The 22481-nt window shown below is 46.5% G+C and carries 18 protein-coding genes; 3 read left to right on the forward strand and 15 right to left on the reverse strand.

Annotation, left to right across the window (positions count from 1 at the left end; all coding sequences use genetic code 11):
* Positions 1-109: 109 nt before the first annotated feature.
* The 4 genes from putA to L876_RS0112665 form a co-directional block, all read right to left on the reverse strand.
* Positions 110-3289 (reverse strand): bifunctional proline dehydrogenase/L-glutamate gamma-semialdehyde dehydrogenase PutA, encoded by a 3180-nt coding sequence (putA, locus tag L876_RS0112650; protein ID WP_037428654.1) that lies wholly within the window; start codon positions 3287-3289, stop codon positions 110-112.
* Between the two features lie 284 nt (positions 3290-3573).
* Positions 3574-4149, reverse strand: a complete 576-nt coding sequence (locus L876_RS0112655) for a TIGR04211 family SH3 domain-containing protein (RefSeq protein WP_028764148.1) — start codon at positions 4147-4149, stop codon at positions 3574-3576.
* Positions 4150-4315: 166 nt separating this feature from the next.
* A complete protein-coding gene (locus L876_RS0112660; protein WP_028764149.1) occupies positions 4316-5584 on the reverse strand; it encodes an inorganic phosphate transporter in 1269 nt (422 codons plus the stop codon).
* 24 nt (positions 5585-5608) lie between these two features.
* A complete protein-coding gene (locus L876_RS0112665) occupies positions 5609-6289 on the reverse strand; it encodes a TIGR00153 family protein (RefSeq protein WP_028764150.1) in 681 nt (226 codons plus the stop codon).
* Between the two features lie 253 nt (positions 6290-6542).
* Here L876_RS0112665 and L876_RS0112670 point away from each other — a divergent pair, with 253 nt between their 5' ends.
* Positions 6543-8024, forward strand: a complete 1482-nt coding sequence (locus L876_RS0112670) for a CYTH domain-containing protein (protein WP_028764151.1) — start codon at positions 6543-6545, stop codon at positions 8022-8024.
* Here L876_RS0112670 and L876_RS0112675 read toward each other — a convergent pair.
* From L876_RS0112675 to L876_RS0112710, 8 genes are all read right to left on the reverse strand, one after another.
* Positions 8021-8812, reverse strand: a complete 792-nt coding sequence (locus tag L876_RS0112675; protein WP_028764152.1) for an ion transporter — start codon at positions 8810-8812, stop codon at positions 8021-8023. The genes L876_RS0112670 and L876_RS0112675 overlap by 4 nt on opposite strands.
* Positions 8813-8867: 55 nt before the next feature.
* Positions 8868-9200, reverse strand: a complete 333-nt coding sequence (locus tag L876_RS0112680; RefSeq protein WP_028764153.1) for a hypothetical protein — start codon at positions 9198-9200, stop codon at positions 8868-8870.
* A gap of 61 nt (positions 9201-9261) precedes the next feature.
* The gene (locus tag L876_RS0112685; protein WP_028764154.1) at positions 9262-9909 is read right to left on the reverse strand and encodes a hypothetical protein; all 648 of its coding nucleotides are present in this window, start codon (positions 9907-9909) and stop codon (positions 9262-9264) included.
* Positions 9910-9996: 87 nt separating this feature from the next.
* The gene (locus tag L876_RS0112690; RefSeq protein WP_028764155.1) at positions 9997-10683 is read right to left on the reverse strand and encodes a PspA/IM30 family protein; all 687 of its coding nucleotides are present in this window, start codon (positions 10681-10683) and stop codon (positions 9997-9999) included.
* Positions 10684-10764: 81 nt separating this feature from the next.
* Positions 10765-11178 (reverse strand): YjfI family protein, encoded by a 414-nt coding sequence (locus tag L876_RS0112695; protein WP_028764156.1) that lies wholly within the window; start codon positions 11176-11178, stop codon positions 10765-10767.
* A gap of 77 nt (positions 11179-11255) precedes the next feature.
* Positions 11256-12983, reverse strand: coding sequence for a polyamine aminopropyltransferase (locus L876_RS0112700; RefSeq protein WP_028764157.1), 1728 nt, complete (start codon positions 12981-12983; stop codon positions 11256-11258).
* 24 nt (positions 12984-13007) lie between these two features.
* The gene (locus L876_RS0112705) at positions 13008-13907 is read right to left on the reverse strand and encodes a DUF350 domain-containing protein (protein WP_028764158.1); all 900 of its coding nucleotides are present in this window, start codon (positions 13905-13907) and stop codon (positions 13008-13010) included.
* A gap of 11 nt (positions 13908-13918) precedes the next feature.
* The gene (locus L876_RS0112710; protein ID WP_028764159.1) at positions 13919-14869 is read right to left on the reverse strand and encodes a hypothetical protein; all 951 of its coding nucleotides are present in this window, start codon (positions 14867-14869) and stop codon (positions 13919-13921) included.
* Positions 14870-15120: 251 nt separating this feature from the next.
* Here L876_RS0112710 and glnE point away from each other — a divergent pair, with 251 nt between their 5' ends.
* Together glnE and L876_RS0112720 are read left to right on the forward strand one after the other, a co-directional pair.
* Positions 15121-17985, forward strand: a complete 2865-nt coding sequence (gene glnE / locus L876_RS0112715; protein WP_028764160.1) for a bifunctional [glutamate--ammonia ligase]-adenylyl-L-tyrosine phosphorylase/[glutamate--ammonia-ligase] adenylyltransferase — start codon at positions 15121-15123, stop codon at positions 17983-17985.
* Positions 17986-18188: 203 nt separating this feature from the next.
* Positions 18189-18896 (forward strand): substrate-binding periplasmic protein, encoded by a 708-nt coding sequence (locus tag L876_RS0112720; RefSeq protein WP_245686939.1) that lies wholly within the window; start codon positions 18189-18191, stop codon positions 18894-18896.
* A 22-nt stretch (positions 18897-18918) separates the two neighbouring features.
* Here L876_RS0112720 and L876_RS0112725 read toward each other — a convergent pair whose 3' ends face one another.
* The 3 genes from L876_RS0112725 to L876_RS0112735 form a co-directional block, all read right to left on the reverse strand.
* Positions 18919-19710: an ABC transporter permease gene (locus L876_RS0112725; RefSeq protein WP_028764162.1), complete on the reverse strand. Its 792-nt coding sequence runs from the start codon at positions 19708-19710 to the stop codon at positions 18919-18921.
* 45 nt (positions 19711-19755) lie between these two features.
* A complete protein-coding gene (gene zapE, locus L876_RS21710; protein WP_037428659.1) occupies positions 19756-20874 on the reverse strand; it encodes a cell division protein ZapE in 1119 nt (372 codons plus the stop codon).
* A 108-nt stretch (positions 20875-20982) separates the two neighbouring features.
* The gene (locus L876_RS0112735; protein ID WP_028764163.1) at positions 20983-22419 is read right to left on the reverse strand and encodes an OmpA family protein; all 1437 of its coding nucleotides are present in this window, start codon (positions 22417-22419) and stop codon (positions 20983-20985) included.
* Between the last annotated feature and the right edge of the window lie 62 nt (positions 22420-22481).

A 22481-nucleotide genomic window follows, 5' to 3' on the forward strand; every position in this document is an offset into this window, starting at 1 on the left:
TGTGTTGAGTCATACCAATCAGTGTAAGTATAGGAGCAGATTCTTTGGGGAGCGGAAAATAAAAAAGCCAGTGGTGTTACCCACTGGCTTTACTGACAAGTCGCTAAAACTACTCGTCGCTATCGCCCAATGAAAGTAGGGTCGCGTTACCACCGATAGCGGTGATGTTGTTGGTGCGTGTCTTCTCTGTCACGAAGCGTGTTAGGTAGTGTGGACCGCCTGCTTTAGGGCCCGTGCCAGATAGGCCTTGGCCGCCAAACGGCTGTACGCCAACCACTGCGCCAATTTGGTTACGGTTAATGTAGACGTTACCTACGTTAACTTTATCAGCCACTTCTAGCGCATGGCCTTCATTACGACTATGGATGCCTAATGTTAAGCCGAAACCTGTGGAGTTGATCTCATCAATAACCTTAGGTAGATCGGCCGCTTTGTAGCGAATAACGTGCAGGATAGGGCCAAAATGTTCTTTTTCAAGCACCTTGATTGAGTCGATCTCTACCGCCGTTGGGGCAACAAAGTGACCATTTTCGCTGCCAGCTGGCAACTCAAGCTGGTTAATCAAACGACCCACTTGCTTGATGTGATCTATGTGCGCATTAAGGTTGGCTTTGGCGGTGGCATCAATCACTGGGCCGACATCGGTTTTGACGAAACTTGGGTCACCAATGGTCAGTTCGTTCATTGCGCCTTTCATGACATCGATAACGCGGTCTGCGATATCTTCTTGCAGGAAGAGTACGCGCAGTGCCGAGCAGCGTTGGCCGGCGCTGGTAAACGATGAAGAGACGACATCATTGACCACTTGTTCAGGTTGTGAGGTTGAATCCACAACCATGGCGTTTTGGCCACCTGTTTCGGCAATTAACGGAATAATTGCACCGTCACGCTGAGCTAGGGTCAGGTTAATGCGTTTCGCGGTAACCGTTGAACCCGTAAAGCAGACGCCACCAATGCGCTCATCGGCAGTGATGGTTGCGCCAACTGTCGCACCGGTACCTGGTAGGAATTGCAGCGCTTCTTTAGGGATACCCGCTTGGTGTGCAAGTTGCACGGCGCGATAACCCACGATAGAGGTTTGTTCTGCTGGCTTAGCCACGACTGTATTACCCGCCGCTAACGCTGCTGCCACTTGGCCCAAGAAGATCGCTAATGGGAAGTTCCATGGGCTAATACAAACAAATACGCCACGACCTTGGAGGAACAGTTCGTTAAGCTCGCCCGTTGGGCCTGGAAGTAGTTCAGGCTTAGCCATCATCTTCTTCGCTTGCACAGCGTAGTAGCGACAGAAGTCGACCGCTTCGCGCACTTCGTCTATTCCATCTTGAATGCTCTTACCTGCTTCGCGGGTACATAATGCAATCAGTTCTTCACGGTTTTCTTCTAACAGGTCGGCAAGCTTTTGCAGGGCATTAGCACGGACCTCAACAGGAGTTGAACACCATGAGCCAAACGCATTGTGAGCGCTGGAAAGTGCCTGTTCTACCGCTTGATTGTTAGCGAAAGCCACCTTACCAACCACTTTAGTGGTATCGAATGGGCTAACCACGTCAATCGTTTCGCCACTAAGGGTTTCACCATTGACGATTGGGCCTGCTGACCAGTTGGTGTCTTTAAATTTATCTAGCGCGGCAAAGAAGGGCGTAGATTCAGAGAGGATGTTCATGTTAAGTCCCTTGGAATTTTTACGCTCATCACCAAAAATGTCGATTGGCTGAACGATTTTGTTATTTGCTAGGGTTTTGTAGCCTTGTAGGGTTGTCAAAGGATGGACAACCAAAGATTCAATCGGTGTTTTAGGGTCGACGAGCTTGTGTACAAATGAGGTGTTGGCCCCATTTTCAAGTAAACGACGCACTAAGTAGGGCAGCAGATCTTTGTGAGCGCCAACGGGAGCATAGATACGCACCGTTGATACACCGCTTTCTGCCAACAGGGTGTCGTACAACTCTTCACCCATGCCGTGTAAACGTTGGAATTCATACTGGCGATCGCCTGCCATGTCTGAGATAGCGGCAACCGTTTGAGCATTATGGCTGGCAAACTGCGGATAGATGGCTCCGCGTGTTGCGTCAGACAATAGGTAGCGCGCACAAGCCAGGTATGAGACATCGGTACCCGCTTTACGGGTATAAAGTGGGTAGCCCCCCTCACCATTGACTTGCCCCCATTTTAACTCACTGTCCCAGTAAGCACCTTTAACCAAGCGCAATGGAATTTCATCGCCTTGCTCTTTTGACAGGCGTGTTAACCAGCAAAGTACAGGCAGAGCACGTTTAGAGTACGCCTGAACGACGATACCAAGTAGTCCCCACCCCTTGGCAGCATCTGAGTTATATAGCTTCTTAAACAGCTTTAGAGAGAGTTCTAGACGATCCATCTCTTCAGCACCAATAGAGACACCAACATTTAAACTACGCGCCTGACTAATGAGCTTAATCAAGGTGTCGTATAGCTCAGTCATGGTTCTGTCTTCATTGGCCACCTCATAACGTGGGTGCAAGGCAGATAGTTTGATAGAGATCGTTGGGCGAGGTGCTTCTTGCTCGTCATAGCTTTCGGCACCGAGTGCAGCGATGGCACTTGAATAATCATCGAAATACTTTTGCGCATCTTTGCTGGTGAGAGCCGCTTCACCTAGCATATCGTAGCTATGGGTGTAGCCTAACTTGCGCTTATCAACGCTGTTTTTTAATGCTTCTTTTACCGTGCGGCCAAGGACAAATTGTTTACCCATGATCTTCATGGCGGCAAGCATCGCTTGGCGAATAACGGGTTCGCCCATGCGATTAACTAAACGGTTTAACAGGCTACTTGGCTTACCGTCAATATCCTTATCTAGATTAACGATTTTACCTGTGAGCATTAAGCCCCAAGTTGACGCGTTAACAAGTGTTGAGTCGCTCTTACTAAGGTGTTCATCCCATTTGGCACCAGATAACTTGTCTTCAATCAAAGCATCTGCTGTGGCTGCGTCGGGGATGCGCAGTAAGGCTTCAGCCAGACACATCAGAATAATGCCTTCTTGAGTCTCTAGGCTGTATTGCTGTAGGAAGGCATCTATGCCGACCATCAGACCTTTCTTGTCATACTGGCGAACTTTTTTTACTAAGTCGTGGGCACGCTGGGTGACACGTTGAATCTCATCTTCACTTGCAGGGACAAGCTGAATCAGCTCACCAAGATATTGCTCTTCGTCGACAATATAGTTATTGGTGATGGCTTCAAAAAGCTCGTTTAGGGTAGCTGAGTCATAACGACCAGTCAGAACTTCACTTGCTTTGAACATAGTAGTAACTTCCACCTGGACCTAAATAAGGGACAGTTTTGGCTTGAACAAAATATTAGTTTTATAAGGCGTTTTATCTTTTTTGTATACAATCTGACGCCTTGCGCGCGCCGATTATACCTCCAAAATGTGATGAGGAACACTGTTGCGAAACGATATGTGAGCTTTGTTTGATCTTGTCCGGCCAGAGGGTGCGCTAACGCAGTGTTTTCGAGGGTTTTTGACAGGCAATAAAAAAGCCAGCGTATGAATAGGCTGGCTTTATTGAGTGATGCAGTGTCGTTTTACCAGCGATTCTTTTGGCGACGACGTGGGCGTGGTAAATAAACCAAGATAACCCCAAGGATAATGCCTGCACCAGCAATCATGCCGCCTTGCTTTAGCATTTCGTAGCGTTCGTTGTTTTGAATGCTAGCCAATTCTCGTGTGGCACTGTCACGTTCATTGCTTGCGATCGACAGTGACTCTTCAGCGGTGGCAAGTTGCGAACGTAACTGGCGGATGATCTGAGCGCTGTCATTACTATCAGCGGTAACTTGCGATAATTCAGCTTGCACTTGATCCAGTTTTGCCTGCACTTCAGGTAATTGTACTCGGAAGCTTTTCTCGCTGGAGATCAAGTTAGCATCGACCCAACCTTCGCGGCCCTTATGATCGACTATTTTGACGTAGTCACCTTGTTTTTCACCAGAGAAGGTGACAGGTTGGCCAGCTTCTACACTACCTAAAATACGGTACTGCGTACCAGGACCGCCATGAAGGAAGGTGTAGACGTTATCTGAAATATAACGGGTTTGCTCAGCCGCCAAAAGTGAAGGTGACAGCAACATCAGTGCAACGAGAGATAGTAGTCTTAACACATTGAGTTCTCTTCAACGAAATATTGCCACATGCTATGGATTTAGGCGGCTTTTTGCAAGAGTTAGATTGGTATAATAAGCCGATCAACATTTCGGCTCAAAATTGTGCTGGCAGAAACAAAAAAGGAAGCCCGTGGGCTTCCTTTTGTCTCTTCTTAGTCATCGTTTAGCTAAAGATGCCTTTGATGATATAGAAGAAGATGATTGATAACGCTGCGCCTGCAGGTAGGGTAACCACCCAAGACACGACGATATTACGCACCACACCAATATTGATGGCTGCAATACCACGGGCCATACCGACACCTAATACTGCACCAACCAGAGTTTGTGTGGTAGAAATTGGCAGACCAGTACCTGATGCAATGACTACCGTCGATGCAGCGGCAAGCTCAGCGGCAAAACCACGGCTAGGGGTAAGGTGAGTAATGTTCTTACCTATGGTTTGCATAACGCGCTTACCAAAGATAGCTAGACCCATTACGATACCAATTGCACCAAGAGGCAAAATCCACCAAACAAGTGGTGCTTTGCTGCTGATCTCACCACCACTTTGCACTACAGAAACCACTGCAGCCAGCGGGCCAATCGCGTTAGCAACATCGTTTGAACCGTGAGCGAAAGCCATACAACATGCCGTTACAACCATTAAGATTGCGAAGACTTTCTCAACGTTACCAAACTGAGTTTGGCGATCCGCTTTTGCACTCATCTTCAAGCGTTTGATAGCAACCATACCAGCTAGGCCAACAAGTACAGCAATTGCTGCAGCCAATGCGTAAGCTTCAACATTGCTAAAATGCAAACCTACATGCTTAAGGCCTTTCTTGATGGTAACCAGTGACATAACAAAGCCTGCAAGTCCCATATAAAATGGAACATAACGCTTGGCATTTTCAAGTGGGTTTGCCGTATTAAAAATCAGCTTTTGCACACTTTGGAATATCATAAAGGCGATAAAACCAGAGATAGCAGGTGTGACAACCCAAGATCCTATGATGCCAACAACCTTGCCCCACGCCACAGAATCAACGCTAACACCGACCGCGGCAAAGCCGACAATCACACCAACGATAGAGTGTGTTGTGGAAACTGGCCAGCCGAGTGCTGATGCCAATACTAACCAGATACCCGCAGCTAATAGCGCAGCAATCATGCCGTAAACCAGCAGTTCTGGTGAGTCAACGAAGTAAGCGGAATCGATGATCCCTTTACGGATCGTGCTTGTTACTTCACCACCAGCAAGGTAAGCGCCGGCAAATTCGAAGATCATTGCAATAATGATCGCTTGTTTAATGGTTATCGCGTTAGAACCTACAGAGGTTCCCATTGCATTGGCTACATCGTTTGCGCCAATACCCCACGCCATTAAAAATCCAAATGCGGCCGCAATTGCAATTAGCATTGGGCCATTGGTGACTAATACATCAACCATGTTGATACCTTGATAACTTGTGTTTTAGACGCGAGCTAACATTAGCTCTAGGCGGGAACCGACGCGCTCAGCAAGATCTGCTAAGTCTCCAACCCACTCAATTATCTTATAGAGGAACATCACATCGATAGGATTTAGATCGTTTTCGATACTAAATAGCTGGCGACGGATTTTGATTTGTAGATCATCGGTGTCCTCTTCAATCTTATCGAGTTCAACGATCATCTTAGCGACTAGATCCACTTCACGTCCGCGAAAACCTGTTTCAAGTAGGTCATCGAGTTCGTTGATAGCTTGCTTAGCCTGCGCTACGGCGTCGAGACAACGCTTTAGGTAGGCAGTAAACGGATCTTGAATAGCTTCTGGGACAAGTAGTTGACGGCCAATGATTCGGCCTGAAATGTCTTTCGCTTTATTAGCGATCTTATCTTGCTGGGTGAGTAGCTCCAGTAAGTCAGTTCTTTCAACTGGCATAAATAAGCCACCAGGCAGAGTCAGACGGATCTCTCTTTTGAGTTCATCTGCTTCTCTTTCCGCTTGGCTGATTTGCTTGCGAAGTTGAACAGCTTTGTCCCAGTCACCTGCGACAGTAGCTTCAAAAAATGGCACTAGAATCGACGCACAATCGTGCACTTTATCTATGTGTTCTTGTAACGGTTTTATTGGCGATTTTGCAAACACGCCCAAAATAGAGTTTACTGGCATTGCCGTGTACCTATTTAGGTTATTCCACTGTTGGAAAATGCGGGCGCATGTTAACCCAAGCGTCCGCGTATTGAAACTGTGTTTTTATATAAAAACTCACAGTTTTTATTCTAACGAGTTATATATAAACTTCAAAGCGTAATCCTAAAGGGCTTTTATTACAGCAATATTACACTATGAAAGTTTGGTTAAATTATAATTAAACTTTCATGACAGATTCTGATTAGTTAATCAAAAAGTGAGCAATTGGCGAATGGCTGCCGAAATAGAACTAAAACTATTTTTCCCTGAAAATGAACGAGAACGCTTGGTGTCACTGCTTGACAGTCTACCTCATAGTGACCCAAAAGGAACAAAACATCTTAGCAATTGTTATTACGATACGCCGAAATTAACCCTAAGACATTGGGATATGGGGTTACGAATTCGTGGTTGCGATGGTCGCTTCGAACAGACGATTAAGACGGCAGGCACGGTTGTCGGTGGTGTGCACTCACGCCCAGAATACAATATTGATATCGATCAACCAAAGGTCAATTTATCGCTTTTTCCACAAAAAATTTGGCCACAAGAGGCTGAATTAGTCCAAGTGCAGCAACAACTGAAACCACTATTTGATACCGATTTTACCCGTATGACCTGGCATATCTACCTAGATGATAGCCTGGTTGAAGTTGCCCTTGATGTGGGTACGGTAAGTGCTAACGGCATTAATGAACCAATATGTGAGCTTGAGTTTGAGTTATTGGCGGGTGACACTCAAGCCTTATTGGCTTTAGGCCTACAAGTGACTGCCCAGATCCCAGCACGTTTGGGTCATGACAGTAAAGCTAAGCGTGGTTATCGACTTGCGGCCATGGCAAGCCCTTTAAGTTTAGAGGCATTAGAGTTTATTGAATTGCCGCAAAAAACGACGCTTAAACAGACTTTTATAACTTTATTGAGTACAGGTTTAGAGCGTTGGCAGTTGCTTGAAACTATGCTGCTTGATGCGCCCGATGAGCAGCTACCTGAACTGAGCTATCGATTGCGCGCCTGTGTGCGGTTATTACGCTGTACCTTGTCGCAGTTTAATTTGCTCGATGATGAATTAACCCATGGTTTTGATTGCATTGAATCTCACTTAGCATTTGTCGAAGATGGATTAAGCTACAGTCAGATTTTAGACAGCCAGGCTGCGCTGATTGCCAAACAGCCACGGCAAGCTGACTTAGCACATTGGGTGGCTCAAGGATTAACTGAGTTGGCGATTCCTAACGCGATAGCACTCATGTTAGCCGACACCTGTTACGGTCATTTGCAGATGCGCTTAGTCTCCTTACTATTTGACTGCCGCGGTGGGCGAATTCATGTTGAGCCACATCTGGGTGTGCAACAATTTGCCGACAAAATGCAAGAAGCCTCCTGGCAGCGGATTGTGGCGCTAATGCCGGCCGAAGTAGATTTGGACAGCGATGATTATCAGTCGTTTGCCAAAGCATTAGATGAAAGTATTTTTGTGGGGGTGGCGTATGGTGAACTTTACCCCAGCAAAGGGCGTGATCTGTTTCGTGCGCCGTGGCGGGATCTTGCGATGGGCATAAGAACCTTGGCGGCGTATCGACGTTTAAGTCTTATTAGTCAGGCACATCAGCTTGATATTCAAGACTGGTTGGATAATAAAGAGCAAAGCTTACTCTTTGCAATGGAGCATTCAAGACGCTCTGCACTTAAATCTCAACCCTATTGGCGTTAGCGTTTCTGTTGCACTTGCTGCTTGAGGGTTTCAATCTCTTGCAGTAGGTGTTGTTGGTTTAGTTCCATCCTATCAAGGGCCATCTTTAGCTCGCAGCGTATCTCTTGCCTTTGGCTTTCCATTCTTTCGCTCTCATCGGGAGAGATGAACAGTGATGCCATGTAACCTGAGATCACCCCAAAAAAGCTGACACCACAGATAATGACGACCCCGCCAATAATGTGGCCGACGGTGGTAACGGGGTAATAGTCGCCATAACCAACGGTAGAGATAGTCACTAATGCCCACCAAATAGCACTTTCAGCGGTTTGAATATTGGCCCCTGGGACACCTGTTTCGACAATTAGCATGAGTACTGAGGCAAAGGCCAGTATGGTGACCATGGCGACTAATAAACTGGCTAACGTGGCCTGGCTACGTTGCTTCATCAGTGGAACTAATATTGATTGAGTCATGCGGATCAGGCGGATGACTCGTAAGATCTGGAAAAGCCGCGCCATTCGCAGTGGTTCAATGGCAGGGATACTGGCGATCAGATCGACCCAATTGTGTTTGATGTAGAAAAGTTTATCGTTGGCGCGTATAAAATTGATTAAGAAGTGGCTAATAAAGATGACGCAGATGCTGGTATCAATCATCAGTAGTAAGCGGCGTGTTTCGCTATCTAATTTCGCAAAGGTCAACACCAGTACAATGAACACCGAAACTAAAGAAAGGGCCATCATAGCAAGCTGAAACGGAGTCGGTGCCTGATCGACGGGGAGTAACCAACGTTTCTTATCTGCCATGAATCAAACTCCTTCCTACAACGCTCGGTAACCTAAAGTCTCTACTCTGCTAATACTATTCGCTTTCAACAACAAAATGAACCAGATCATCGAGTACTCGCTTTTTTATTTCGAGTTGATCCGTTGCAGATAGGCTATATTTCTCAGCAAGTTGCTCATAGTCATCTTGGCTCAAAGAAACGGTAAGTCTTGGACGTTTGGGGCGCTTAGTCACGTTAAGGCCGAGGATGGTACGGATTTGATCAGAGGGGCTGACGCCTGAATCTAAGGCTGCTTTTCGGATTGAATACTGAAACTGCTCATCCAGATCGAACGCCACTTGGGTTGCTTTGGCGGCTTTTTGGTTTTGTTGCCACTGTTCGGGAAGTGGATGTTTGGTTTTACTCATTGACTAATCCTTGCTTCTTGGCTTTTTCATCTCGATGTCAAAGCCAAGATATTGGTAACGCTTAAATTTGGCCGGGCCAGTATTCACGAATATCGCTTAAGGGACGGTATAAGGTTAACATAACATCGGTTTCACCACCTTCATAGACCTCGATGTCTAGCGCATAACGTTCCTCATCATCGAGCAGCAGATATGACTCGAATGCATCGCCTGTGGCGCCCTCGGCATCTTGTGGCGGACGTTGGTTGCGGTAATCTTCGCGGTGAAAATAGCCAAACTGGGCAAAATTAATTTGATGGTATTGTTTTCCAAGCCACTGTTCAAGTTGCTCAGGTATTGAAGGTTGCACGGTGAGATTTGCCTGCACATCCTCTTCAAAAATATCGCTAAACTGCTCAAGGTCAAAAATTTGCTCAACCAGATTGCGGGGGATCTTTAGGGAAAAGGCTAAATAGGTTTCATCATCTTCATCTAAAGAGAGAAACAGTGTGTCGTTGCCGTGCCCTTTTAATACCCATTCGATAAGTTGTTTGCGTTCAAACTCATAGGTATTAACGGCTTCGACTCTTAGCTGTTGTCCGCGAAGTTGTGGCGGCAATGCAAAGCTATCATCAAGCGAGATCATATCACCTTTAAGCAAATGATTCGGATGAGAAAGTTGCCGTTTAGGCTGCTCTTTTTTACCGAAAAGCCCTTTTAAGAATCCCATGAAATGCTCCTAACGCGTGATCTTATTTAGCTAAAAAGCACCTTTAGGCTTGGCCTAAAGGTGCTGTGAGGGAACTAAAGCAATAGACTATTTACGTGCTTTTAGACGATCGAGTACCGCATTGGCATTCGACTTTTGCTCACCAATTCCAGCTTCCGCTAACTTAGCATGCAGAGACTTATCACTGTTCTCTTCGGCCAAGGTTTCAGACGCCTTTAGACGGTCATCAAACTGCTGCTGACGTGCCTTGATTCGCTCAAGTGAATCTTTAGCATTGAGTAACTTTGAGTTACTGCTTGCGAACGAGTCTGTGATAGTCGCTGTCGCTTTTTGCACGCTTTCAGTGGTTTTAACCATGCTGAGCTGACGTTGGTAATCAGTGAGTTGACGTTCAGTCTTACGTACCAGCTCTTTTAGACGGGTCGCATGAGCACTGAAGCTGTCATTGGCCGATTGTTGGTCAGCAAGTTCTTGGTCGAGCTGCGCAATTTTCTCTGCAACTTCTAATGCCAAGGTTTCATTTTCTTTCTCAAGCGCTTGAGTTGCGTAACCTTCATGTTCGCTAATAGAGCGTTTAAGGCGATCGATTTCACGGCTCGCTTGCATCTCTTTAGCCATCACATCGGTGAGCTCACGCTTAGCTTTGGTGAGGTGCTTTTCAGCATCACGGATCTCTTGTTCAAAGATGCGTGTTGAGTTGGCATCGACGATGGTTTGGCCGACTTCATTAGCGCCGCCACGAAATGCGGTTAAAATCTTATTTAGAATGCCCATAATGTGGCTCCTTTATAAAGTAATGATTCAAGCGGTTTCAATATTGATAAGCCGCACCACTACATAACTAAAACGGTTGGGTTATTTTAAGTAATCGCTCAATTCGTCAATTACTTCTAAACAGTTGTCAGACAGTACTGACAACTCTTGTTCAATTTCTAACATGCTCGATTGCACTGACAACGCACCGTAAACTACGTACTTATTGTCAATTTTTGCAAAGGAAGACAGTGGCATAGGGATGTTGAGTTCTAACATGGTTTCAAACATCTCACTACGACGTTCTTGGTTGACTTCATCTTCACCCCATAGGTAACTGATGCAAAGAATTTGATTATCAGTGACCGATACAAATACTGGGATCTCTTCACGGCCAACGATATTGACCTGAAGGACTTCGACATCACCATCGATGGGATAGCAGTCAAATTGAAAGCCGGTGTGGCTATTGTCACAAAGATCATTTAGATGGTTGGCAATGTTGTGAATGTTCATATTTGTCCTCTTTGACATATTATGTCTGCGGTTAAAGATAGCACTGAGACATAATATGTCAAGCGCTATTTTTGTGTTCAAAAAAGTGACACGTTTTCATTTTCTAACCAAGCTTGCTGATGGTACTGATACAGCTGCATTGAGCCTATGGCATTGATCTTCACTTGGCTTGCATCATGGTAATAGTTTCCGGGAAACTCAAAGGCTCCTTTAATCATGCCTGGGGTTAACCAAGCTTCATCAATGGACAGCTTATTCAAGCCTGCAAGCCTTGCTTGAGCATCTTTGCCTTGAAGGGTTGCAATACTCCATCCCCACTCACCGAAACTAGGGACATTATGGTGGTATTGGTTAACCTTAAAGCCTGCACTTGCCAAGGTTTTGCCCACTGAGATAAACGCCTTGGGCGCATGATAGGGCGAAGTCGACTGTACTGTTAGTGCTCCATCTGCACTTAAGAGTTCCTTAAGTTTGCGATAAAAAAGATCTGAATAGAGTTTATTGAGATCTGGATGGCTCGGATCCGGCAGATCAACAATGATCACATCATACTTTTCACCACGCTGAATAAGCTTATCTGTGCCGTTAAAGGCGTCATCGAAGAGCAACTCGACTCGTGGATCATTCAGCGCATCGGCATTAAGTTTCTTCAGTGCTAGATTTAAGCGTGCAGGCATGGCGTCGCTGCCATCTTTAAATAAGTTGACTAAATCCTTATCCAAATCCATCAACGTGACGTGTTTAGGTTGCCATTTGAACACTTGTCTCAGGCCAAGGCCATCCCCGCCGCCGATGATCAGCACCTTGTCATGGCGCGCGCTGGCTTCAAGTGTTGGGTGTACTAGAAACGAGTGGTAGATATGTTCATCTTGGCTGGAAAACTGCAAACGGCCATTAATATAGAGTGAGTAGACAGGTGAGAGATCGTTGCCCCGCAGGCGCTCAGTGAAAGTGAGTTGCTGAAAGCGCGTCGCTTTGGCGTAAACCACCTTGTCTTTGTAGAGTAGATTATTAAAGTCTTGTTCCCAGTTTGGACCATGCCAAGCGAGTAGCAGTAAGAGACCAGTGGCAAACAGATGGCCAACGAGCAGCAACCTAACGTAACGAATTTTACTCCAGAAACGCCAGATGAAAATAAAGCCGGCCAAGAGATTAAAACTGGCGGTGAGCGCTGCGGCGAGCTGAATGTCGATGGCAAGCATAAAGCTCACCCAAATGGCGGCACCTATGCCTGCACCAATATAGTCGGCACCATAGATAGTGCCTGCGTTATGCATCAAGTGTTCGTCGCAAAGCGATTGTCTTACTCGTGCGATAAGCGGGATCTCCATACCAATCATCAAGCCGAGTAACACACCCCAGAAGTAGGGGAGATGTTCGCTTAGCTTTTGCAGCCAGCCAATAGCACCGCCTTGGGGCAGTTGATCGGGCGGTAAGCCCAAGGTATTAGCAATGATGATAGGTAACTGCTGGCCAAAGCCGATAACGGCGGCAGTAATGAGAATAGCCAGTGCGCCGCATAGGGCGACACACAACTCTAATACCGCAAAACCAGTATAAGCACAGCGGATTTTCCGTGCGGCAAAGGCGCCCACCCCCATAGAAACAATCATAAGACCTATCATGGTATAGATAGCGGCTTCTAATGCCCCCAGCACCCGACCGGCATAATGAGAGAGCAGGTATTCATAGATCAGGCCGCAACCGGCCAAGACTGCCATGATCCCCAATAGCAAGATATCATCGAACCAAGAGAGTTTTTTCGCGCCAACAGGTGTTGGCGCATTTTCAGTAGGTGACTGCATTAATTCCTTTTAACCCGGCTGAGGTTACGCCATTAAGCTGGTGAGAATTAACGCAATGGCGACGCTGATAGCAAGCTCTACCGTTGCGATACCAATATTATGCTGTTGTTCAACCTCTTGGGCTAAATCAATGTTAGCAAGCACTAACTTTTTCACTAAGGCTTGCAGTAATGATAAACAGATAAGCATGATAACTGAGAACACTAACCAGCCAATAAGGTTGCTGATATAGGCTTGTGGTTCATAGAGGATAAAATGGCTGGCGGCATTAAAACTCAATGCCATGGCAAGCATATAACCACTGTGACGAATTGCCACTGCTGTGTGACCTTGTGCTAAAGCCGCTTGCATTGACGCATCTTGATTGCGTTTAGCGTACTGTTTTTCGCGAAAGCGGGTTAACAACACTAACATCAATTGTGAAATCGCGAAGGCACTAAAAATCGCGATAAAGGTGTCTAAGGTGATATCTTCAGCCCACATCAATACTGAGCGTATGATAATGGCTGTGGCGATAGCTGCAGCGGCATCGACAAGGGCGACAGAGATATTGCCTTTGAGGATCATGGCATTTTTATCTATCTCATTGAGGGCGATTTTGTCATGGAGAAAACGACCTAACTTAATCAGCAATAGACCAAAAATACCGTAGGCACTCATGCCGATGGCTTCATAAAGAAAAGAGTGTGCGGCTTCACCTGTGATAGCACCCGTTAGCACTATGCCTAAACCTGCCACAGCGCCAGCGGTACTGATCCCAAAGGCGAAGTTGTCGCGCTCTGAGAGTTCGTGGGTGCTATTTACTTTGAGGTTCCATCCCTGCAGATAACGCATGGCTGTGAGTAAGATTACGGCGATAGTGATATCGATGGCGAGTATGCCTATCAGTTCAGATGTGATGCCGAAGTTTTGAAAAAATGTCATCGTAATATCCTTTATTTGCCCCGGCGCACACCACGGGTTGTGCGGTTGCCTGAATTTCTAAAGTTGCTGTTTTTAGAGTAGTTTGAGCGAAATTTACTTTTACTCGTGCCGGCTGTACTCGCTTTGGGAACGCTACTACTTTGGCGAGACAAGCTGGTGGAGCCAGAGCGAGATTTAGCGTAGGGGCTATCGAATTTTTTGCCCTGCGAATTAAACTGCTTCTTGGTACGCTGATAGGTCTGGTTTTGCGAGCTGGCCTGCTTTGGCGAAGTGTAGCGATAGCGACCTACATCGTTGTAGTAACTATAGTTTCGTCGGCTTGACCAGCGGTCGTAACCGATAGGCCCCCGAGTGAAGTTCGAGAACATCGCGTACATGCCATACCATGCCCAAAAAGACATGCCATTAGAACCCGTTTGCCAGTTGCCGTACGCAGGGTTGCCGACCAATTGGCTGCCTGCGCCAAAATCTTCGGCACCATTGGCGAGCACTGCCGCTTCGCGACTGATGGAGTTGACGCGAGCGAGTGCGCCGTCAGACATATCGGCAACCACATTGACGGGGTCGGAGAGCATGTCATTAAACAGGCTAGGATCGGCTGCTTGATAGAGGTTTTCCGCCTCGTCGAGACGTTGATCGATATGGACAAAGTTATTGTCGTTGCCTAATTCACTCAAGCGCCGTTTTAGCGACGTAAATAATGGACCTTTACTGGTGCCGTCTTTAGCTAACTCTTGCAATAGTGGAGACAGGTCCGCTTTCTGGCTGGTGACTATGCTAGCGTATTGCTTGAGTAAGTTTGCATTACGGATTTCGCCATTATCTAGCATCTGCCCAAGCGCAGCCACACGCGCTTCAGTCAGTCGCTGATAGTTAGCAATTTTTTCTGGCCTATCGTCACCGCACCCGACTTGGGTTAACAGTAGAGTCAAGGTGAGAACACGAATGAGCATTGCTGCCATGGTTTCTCCATTATTGAGTTAGGATTGAGACTGATAATCGATGATCAGTTCATCACATCTTTGCATAATATAGCTGCTAGTTAGGGTATAGTAACCTTCTGCGAGCCATAATACGTAATCAATTGTCGAATCAATTCAACTTGATGACGGCAATGCGTCAACTTGATCACGCCTTGGTTCCAATTGACACATATCTATATCATTCAAGACATATTATGTCGACCGTTTAAATGTTAGGGATTGTTTGGGCTATGGAAAATATTTGCAATCGAGTGTTACCCCAAGTGGTCATGCAAGCCGCACAATTGAACTGGCAGCGAATTCTCGACGCTTGGCCTGATATATCTGAACAGTTAACTGAAGCGCAAATTCATGAACTGCAAACCATCATGGGCTTGAGTGATTTTGCCGCAGAGCAACTTTGTCGACATCCCAATTGGGTGTTGCCACTGTTTGAAGGGCAGCTTGAAAACCTGTCGCGTGATAGTTTTTCCCATGAGCTCGACTCACTGTTGGCAGGCGCTGTTGATGAAGACCAAGCCAAAGCGATATTGCGTCGTTACCGTAATCGACAAATGGTTCGTCTTGCCTGGCGTGACTTTTTAGGTTACTCCGGCCTGAATGAGTCTCTGCTCGATCTGTCTGCCTTAGCCGAAGCCCTGATTATTGGTGCTCGTGATTGGCTTTATATTCAGATGTGCCAGCAATATGGTACGCCATGTGATTGTGAGGGTAATCCGCAACCTTTGATGATATTAGGTATGGGTAAACTCGGTGGTCGAGAGCTTAATTTCTCATCTGATATCGATCTTATCTTTACCTTCCCTGAGCATGGCGAAACCGTTGGCGGTCGACGTAGCCAAGACAATCAACAGTTTTTTATTCGTATGGGGCAGCGCTTAGTTAACTTGCTGCATCAAGTCACGGTTGATGGGTTTGTGTATCGCGTGGATATGCGCCTTAGGCCCTATGGCGAAAGTGGCCCGTTAGTGGTCAGTTTTAGTGGTCTAGAAGATTATTATCAAGAGCAGGGGCGAGATTGGGAACGCTATGCCATGGTTAAGGCGCGTGCGCTGGGTCCTTGGACTGGATTTTCTGATGAACTGCACGACATGCTGCGTCCCTTTGTATACCGCCGTTATATCGATTTTTCTGCCATTGAATCTTTGCGGAAAATGAAGCAGTTGATCACCCAAGAGGTGAGGCGTCGTCAGCTCACCGACAATATTAAACTGGGTGCGGGTGGCATAAGAGAAGTGGAGTTCGTGGTACAGAGCTTTCAGTTGATTCGTGGCGGTCGAGAGCCTGCGCTGCGCCAGCAAAGCCTGTTTGCTGCTATCGATACCCTTTACAGTTTAGGGCAATTGGAATACCTCGCAGTCGATGAGCTTAAGCACAGTTATTTGCTGCTCAGACGAGTTGAGAATTTATTGCAGGCCATTGGCGATAATCAAACCCAAACGTTACCGCATCATCAACTTGATTGGCAGCGACTCTGTTTTGCAATGGAGATGGCGGGCGAGGCTGAACTGCGTACTCACATTGAGGATGCGATGAGTAAAATCCATCGCTATTTTAAGGAAACCGTTGGGGGCCAAGAGGGGGAGGAGACCAGCGATCTATGGACGCAACAGTTGTGGAATCTGCAAGATGATGAAGATGCTGATAGTTTAATGGCGGAGCAAAGTGTTGAAGATCAAGGGCTGTGGCCTGCGGTAAAAAGTTGGCGAGAAACGGTAGTAAAACGCACGATTGGCCCAAGAGGGCGAGATACATTAGATAAACTCATGCCGTTGTTATTACAAGAGTTTACACACTTAGCTCAACCGTCAAAAGCCTTTGAACCCGTGTCCAAGGTATTGGACCAAATTCTCACACGTACTACTTATCTTGAACTGTTATATGAAAACCCAGGAGCAAGGCAGCAACTGGTGAGTCTGTGTTTGGCCAGCCCATGGATTGCGCAGCAGTTAGCTAAGTTTCCTATGCTGCTCGATGAACTCATCGATCCTTCACAGCTCTATGACACTACCTCTCTGGACGATTACCCCAGTGAGTTACGCCAATATCTACTGCGCGTGCCTGAAGAGGACATGGAGCAGCAGATGGAAGCGTTGAGGCAGTTTAAGCTGTCGCAGCAGTTAAAGATCGCCGCCGCCGATGTCACTGGGGTATTACCTGTGATGCAGGTGAGCGATCACCTTACCTTTTTAGCTGAAGCGATTATTGAACAGGTCGTGGTACAGGCTTGGCAACAGGTGAGTGCACGTCATGGTACGCCCCCTCATCTGCAAGGCGACGAGAAAGGGTTTGCGGTGATAGGTTATGGCAAAGCGGGCGGCATTGAGTTGGGCTATGGCTCCGACCTAGACCTGGTGTTTTTGCACGATTACAACCGAGTAAAGTACCCGCAAAGTACTGAAACCAATGGTGATAGACCAATAGATATTGGTCACTTTTACCTTAAGTTAGCTCAACGTATTTTACACCTCTTTTCAACCCGAACGACCTCAGGTGAACTCTATGAGGTGGATATGCGTCTGCGTCCATCGGGTGCATCGGGTTTGTTGGTCAGTGAAATTGAGTATTTCGGACAATATCAGAAAGAAGAAGCCTGGACATGGGAACATCAAGCTCTTGTTAGGGCAAGATTTTTGTTTGGCGACAATGCGCTAGCCAGTCGCTTTAGCATTTTGAGAGCTGAGGTGCTAGGCAGCCATAGGGATAGAGTACAGCTAGCTAAAGACGTTAGAGAGATGCGAATCAAGATGCGCGAACATCTGCTAAAAGTCGACCCAAGCAATTTTGACTTAAAGCAGAGTGCAGGCGGTATCGCTGATATTGAGTTTATTGCCCAATATCTGGTGCTGGCAAATACCGAACAGCACCCAGAACTCAGTATATGGTCGGATAATGTGCGTATTTTTGAAGTGTTATCAGAGCTCGAATTACTACCCTATTTAAGTGCCCAGTATTTAACTCAAGCCTACTGTTTTTTGCGTGATGAAAGTCATCGATTAACCCTACAACAGAATGTGGGCCAACTGCCGGTAGCTTTCGTGGCCGAACATGCCCAGCGAGTGGTTACCATCTATGAGCAAATATTAGGAGAGTGAGGTGAGCTTTAGCTGGGTCAATGCCATTATGTGGGACAGATTGCGCAACATTTCTGACTCAATGCTCAGACAGTGGTGACATCTGCTACACTGAGATTATTCAGTTGTAACTATGCCATTATCTGTCTATGCCAATTGATCTTTTTCGCCAATTTTGTCTTATCATCATGCTTTGGCTCCCAGCTAGCGTTGGGACATTGGCCATGGCGAATGATCTCTCGCAACTGAGCTTTTTTACTGAGTCTTATCCCCCCTATAATTATCGCGAGTCCCATGAATTAAAAGGGATCGCCGTCGATCTGCTGTTGGCAGCTGTGAGCAAGGTGGACGATCGTCTCGATCCAAATAGTATTCAGCTTGTCCCATGGGCTCGAGGCTACAAATTGACACTGTCGGGCGTTAATACTGTGCTGTTTTCGACAACGAGGACACCCTTTAGGGAGCCGATGTTTGAATGGGTTGGGCCGATAGCGACGACTCGAGTGGTGTTGTTTGCTCCAACGGCCAAGCAATTAAAAATAGCCAATATCGCAGACATTAAAAAACATATGATTGGCACCATACGCGATGATATTGGGGAGCAAGCGGTATTGAATATGGGAGTGCCGAGAACCCAGATCATGCAGGCTCATAATGCACACTCACTGCTGTATATGTTACAGCGTGAGCGCATTGATATGTGGGCTTATGAGGAGTTTGTTGGGCGTTGGCTGATTAAAAGGGCGGCAATAAAAATTGATGAATTTGAAGCTGTGTATACCCTAAAAGAGAGTGAACTCTACTATGCATTTAGCCTCGATAGCGATCCCAAATTGCGGGCATTGTTACAGTTGGGGGTCGATCGGGTTAAGGCTAACATCCAGGAAAATGGACTCAGTGAATATCAAAATATTTTGAGTAAATATCAATAACCCCACCAGTTCAGTAATCAAATCATCCCCATCGTTTTAATAGCACTCGTCCGCTGGCATTTAATGCCGTGTGAAGGGTTAGAGTTAGGGCTAGGGTTACACTCAAACTCAACATGACAAAAATGGCTACCAAAATGATCAGTTGATATTTGATGGCGACCATAGGATCGCTCCCTCCTAGAATTTGTCCAGTCATCATTCCCGGCAGCGTCACTAAGCCTGTGGTTGTCATCGTGGCTAAAATTGGCGCGAGAGATTGCTTCAATGCTGATTGTAAGAAAGGCCATGCGGCTTGTTTGGCGCTAGCGCCTAAGGCGAGACGAGCTTCATATTCATGACGTTGCTCTTCAAGCGACGAAAATAACCTTTGTAGCGCAATAATGTTACCGCTGAGGCTGTTGCCAAGTAGCATGCCGGCGAGTGGGATGAGGTATTGCGCGCTGAATAGCGGCGCTGGCTGCAGTAGCCAAAGCAGTAACAATAGCAGAATGGGGGTTAGCGCTAACACTAAGCTGGCTAATATCGGTAACATCAGTGGTCGTCTTGGCAGCTTTGCGCCAGCGATGATCGCGCTGGCACCAATGGCCATCATGGCCGACAGCCAGGCTAGGTTGAGCCAGAGGCTATTTAAATCGAACAGAAATTGCAGATATAAGCCAACTAATATCAACTGTAAGGTCATACGAGTCACAGCGATGGCGACGTCACGTTTGAGTCCCAGTTGGAAGTAGCGACTAATGCCTAACGGTATGACTAAAACCAGCATAAACAGACTGACCGAAATCCAGTCGATATCAACCGCTGCTTGTGTCATTGTTGACCCACCTCTGTTTGATATTGCATTGAGATAAGCTCTTTATCATGGTTGATTTTGGCTATGTAGGTATTCGACCGATTGCATCTCAATCAGTCGGCTCATGGTGCGCTTAAATTCAAATGCTAAGGCACCCGGAGTGTATAGATGTTCTAATGGCAGTTCACCATGAAGATAGAGGTTAACCTGCTGATCGTAAAGCTCATCGACCAAGGCGATAAAGCGTCGCGCTGGATCGTCTTTGGGCGCATAGTGAAGTTGGCGTGCGCCGGCCTCTACTGCGGTTGTGCCATCTTCCGTACCTCTGGCGCGTATCCAGGATCTGGGGACCCCCCCAAGTGGTGGAATATGACTGATCAACATGCTACTAAACTGACTCGCCAGTTCAATATAGTCGAGTTGAGAGCGTGGTCCATCGCATAGGGCATCGAAACTGACCCACAGGCAGTTTGTACTGCGTTCAATTACAGGGATCTGCCGTCCGAGTATGGTTAGCGCGGTGGACGTTGAGGTTTGTTCTTCCTTAATGGTGTCGAAGAGCTGTTTGAGATTGATCTCATCATGCAGAAAATAGGTTTGCTGGCTGGTGAGTTGTCTTAGTCGATGGTCGATATCACCATCAAGATGTATCGATTCTGTTTGGCCTTGTAATAGGCCGATAAAAGGCAGAAACCGGTCACGGGCTAAGCCATTTTCATAGAGTTTTTCAACAGGGGTATTCGAGGTGGCAACCAGTACAACGCCTAGTTCAAATAGCGCTTCAAATAGCCGCCCTAAAATCATAGCATCACCGATGTCGCTGACAAAAAACTCATCAAAGCAGATGACTTGATATTGCTTTGCTATCTGTGTGGCCACTATTTTTAATGGATCGCGTTGCCCATTTAACCCTTGCATCTCACTGTGTACCTTGGCCATAAATCGATGAAAGTGCAGTCTCAAGGTTGTTTGCTGTGGCAAGCTGTTGTAAAAAACATCCATCAACATGGTTTTACCGCGGCCAACATCACCCCATAAATAAAGTCCTTTAATCTGCTGGTCTTTATCGAGAATCTGTTGGTGCAACCTCTGTAATTGCTCGACAACCTTTACCTGGCTTATGTCGTGGGTGAAGCCTTTTTGGCGCTGCAGTGATTCGAAGTGCTGGCGTGGAGACAGAGGCATAGACTTGCAAGGTGATTGGCTGAGAGTACAGCTATGCTAGCATATTTGTACTGCAATAGGGGCGCCGAACGGGCGTTCGGCGCACATCTAAAATTATACCAATCAGTATTACTTATTATCGGAGCGAAGTACCAACTCGACGCGGCGATTAAGCTGCTTGCCTGCATCGTTACTATTGTTTGCAACGGGGGCATATTCGCCAATCCCCTTGGCGGTGAGTTGTTGCTTGTTTATGCCGTGCTGACGTGTCAGTGCTTGCACTACTGCTTTAGCCCGCTTTTCCGATAACACTTGGTTGTAACTCTGCTTACCTTGGTCATCGGTGTGACCGATGACATAAAAGTCTTGCTTCGGGTGAGCCTTAAGGTAACTTGCGACAATCGTTATCACTTCGGCGGCCTCTGGTAACATTTCATCGCTATCAAACTTAAACAATAGGCCGTCTAGTGCCACGTGACCTGTTTGTGCAATTTTATCGGTTAGACCTTCTAGATCAATGACTAATCTATCATCTACTAGGCTAGTTTCTTCAACGAGCTTAAGCTCGCTCCATAGGCCATTCTCGTAACCTATAATGTAGACCATGGCATGCACATTACCCTCGGGGCGAGTTAAGGTATAGAGAGCGTAAAACTGATTTTCATCCTGTCCTATATGTGCAAATGTCTTGATGCGTGGATGAATTTTTCGTGATTGACCACAATCATTACCTTGGCAGTGAAATCCGCGCACAAAACCGAGTTTTTCTAACGCCGCCTTGTAATTGGCATTGACCTCATACTCAGAATAACCACGAGGAAGTTTGTAGTTTATATCGGTGATCTTACCTTCAAGGGTTTTGATTTTGTGTTGGCCTTTATCGACGCCATCGAGCACTAAGGTTTGGCCAAATCCTTGTTGTAGGTAATCATGAATATAGGCACCGGGTAGTCTGGCTATCATGGGGTGATCGCTAGCGCCTTGCGTATCATTATTCGTTCTGTCTTTAAATGACTCTTGTTCTACCGATGTGCCGAGATAGGCTTGATTGGTTGTTAACAGAGCCAATGGTTCATCGATTTCCTCGATAATATCCAGTTGCAGCCCAGCACCATTGTGCCAATTCGCCGCATAGACTGAGAGGTAAACTTGTTTGTTTTTAAGGGGGAGCTTAGCGGTGAGTAGCGCCGGAGAGTTTTTAGGAATATCGTGAAGCGGACTAACTTGTTTCGATAGTTTGCTCTTGTTACCACAGGCATCTAGCTGACACTCAAACAGTATATTGCCTCCTAGCTTTAAAATTTGCGCTTTATAGTTATTAACGGCATGGCTGGGGTCATAGCTGGTGGGCAGTTCATAATAGATGCGTTTTAGCTGCCCTGCATAAGTTTGAGTTTGATATGACCCCTTATCAATACCTGAGATAAAGGCAAAAGGAATATAATGACGAGTCTGTTTTTTATAAACCTTACTCTCGGCAAGCGATGCAAACGGCAGTTGTTCAGCCTCTGCTTGAGCGCTGAGCGTTAAAGTACAACATAGCGCTAATAACAGTTTTTTTATCATTGTATTTCCTTTTACAGTTTATTGGCTAAAGGCCATCGACTATCTATGTCGCTTAGTTTCTG

Origin of the sequence: Shewanella colwelliana ATCC 39565 (genome assembly GCF_000518705.1) — a bacterium.
Taxonomy (GTDB): Bacteria; Pseudomonadota; Gammaproteobacteria; order Enterobacterales; family Shewanellaceae; genus Shewanella; species Shewanella colwelliana.

Bases quoted from the DNA above. Each gene is read 5' to 3' on its own strand.
- zapE (WP_037428659.1), bottom strand. From the start codon at position 20,874: ATGCCTCTGTCTCCACGCCAGCACTTCGAATCACTGCAGCGCCAAAAA.
- L876_RS0112685 (WP_028764154.1), bottom strand. From the start codon at position 9,909: ATGGGATTCTTAAAAGGGCTTTTCGGTAAAAAAGAGCAGCCTAAACGG.
- L876_RS0112675 (WP_028764152.1), bottom strand. From the start codon at position 8,812: ATGGCAGATAAGAAACGTTGGTTACTCCCCGTCGATCAGGCACCGACT.
- L876_RS0112695 (WP_028764156.1), bottom strand. From the start codon at position 11,178: ATGAACATTCACAACATTGCCAACCATCTAAATGATCTTTGTGACAAT.
- L876_RS0112725 (WP_028764162.1), bottom strand. From the start codon at position 19,710: ATGACACAAGCAGCGGTTGATATCGACTGGATTTCGGTCAGTCTGTTT.
- L876_RS0112680 (WP_028764153.1), bottom strand. From the start codon at position 9,200: ATGAGTAAAACCAAACATCCACTTCCCGAACAGTGGCAACAAAACCAA.
- L876_RS0112710 (WP_028764159.1), bottom strand. From the start codon at position 14,869: ATGGCAGCAATGCTCATTCGTGTTCTCACCTTGACTCTACTGTTAACC.
- L876_RS0112670 (WP_028764151.1), top strand. From the start codon at position 6,543: ATGGCTGCCGAAATAGAACTAAAACTATTTTTCCCTGAAAATGAACGA.
- L876_RS0112665 (WP_028764150.1), bottom strand. From the start codon at position 6,289: ATGCCAGTAAACTCTATTTTGGGCGTGTTTGCAAAATCGCCAATAAAA.
- L876_RS0112660 (WP_028764149.1), bottom strand. From the start codon at position 5,584: ATGGTTGATGTATTAGTCACCAATGGCCCAATGCTAATTGCAATTGCG.
- L876_RS0112690 (WP_028764155.1), bottom strand. From the start codon at position 10,683: ATGGGCATTCTAAATAAGATTTTAACCGCATTTCGTGGCGGCGCTAAT.
- L876_RS0112700 (WP_028764157.1), bottom strand. From the start codon at position 12,983: ATGCAGTCACCTACTGAAAATGCGCCAACACCTGTTGGCGCGAAAAAA.
- L876_RS0112720 (WP_245686939.1), top strand. From the start codon at position 18,189: ATGGCGAATGATCTCTCGCAACTGAGCTTTTTTACTGAGTCTTATCCC.
- L876_RS0112735 (WP_028764163.1), bottom strand. From the start codon at position 22,419: ATGATAAAAAAACTGTTATTAGCGCTATGTTGTACTTTAACGCTCAGC.
- glnE (WP_028764160.1), top strand. From the start codon at position 15,121: ATGGAAAATATTTGCAATCGAGTGTTACCCCAAGTGGTCATGCAAGCC.
- L876_RS0112705 (WP_028764158.1), bottom strand. From the start codon at position 13,907: ATGACATTTTTTCAAAACTTCGGCATCACATCTGAACTGATAGGCATA.
- putA (WP_037428654.1), bottom strand. From the start codon at position 3,289: ATGTTCAAAGCAAGTGAAGTTCTGACTGGTCGTTATGACTCAGCTACC.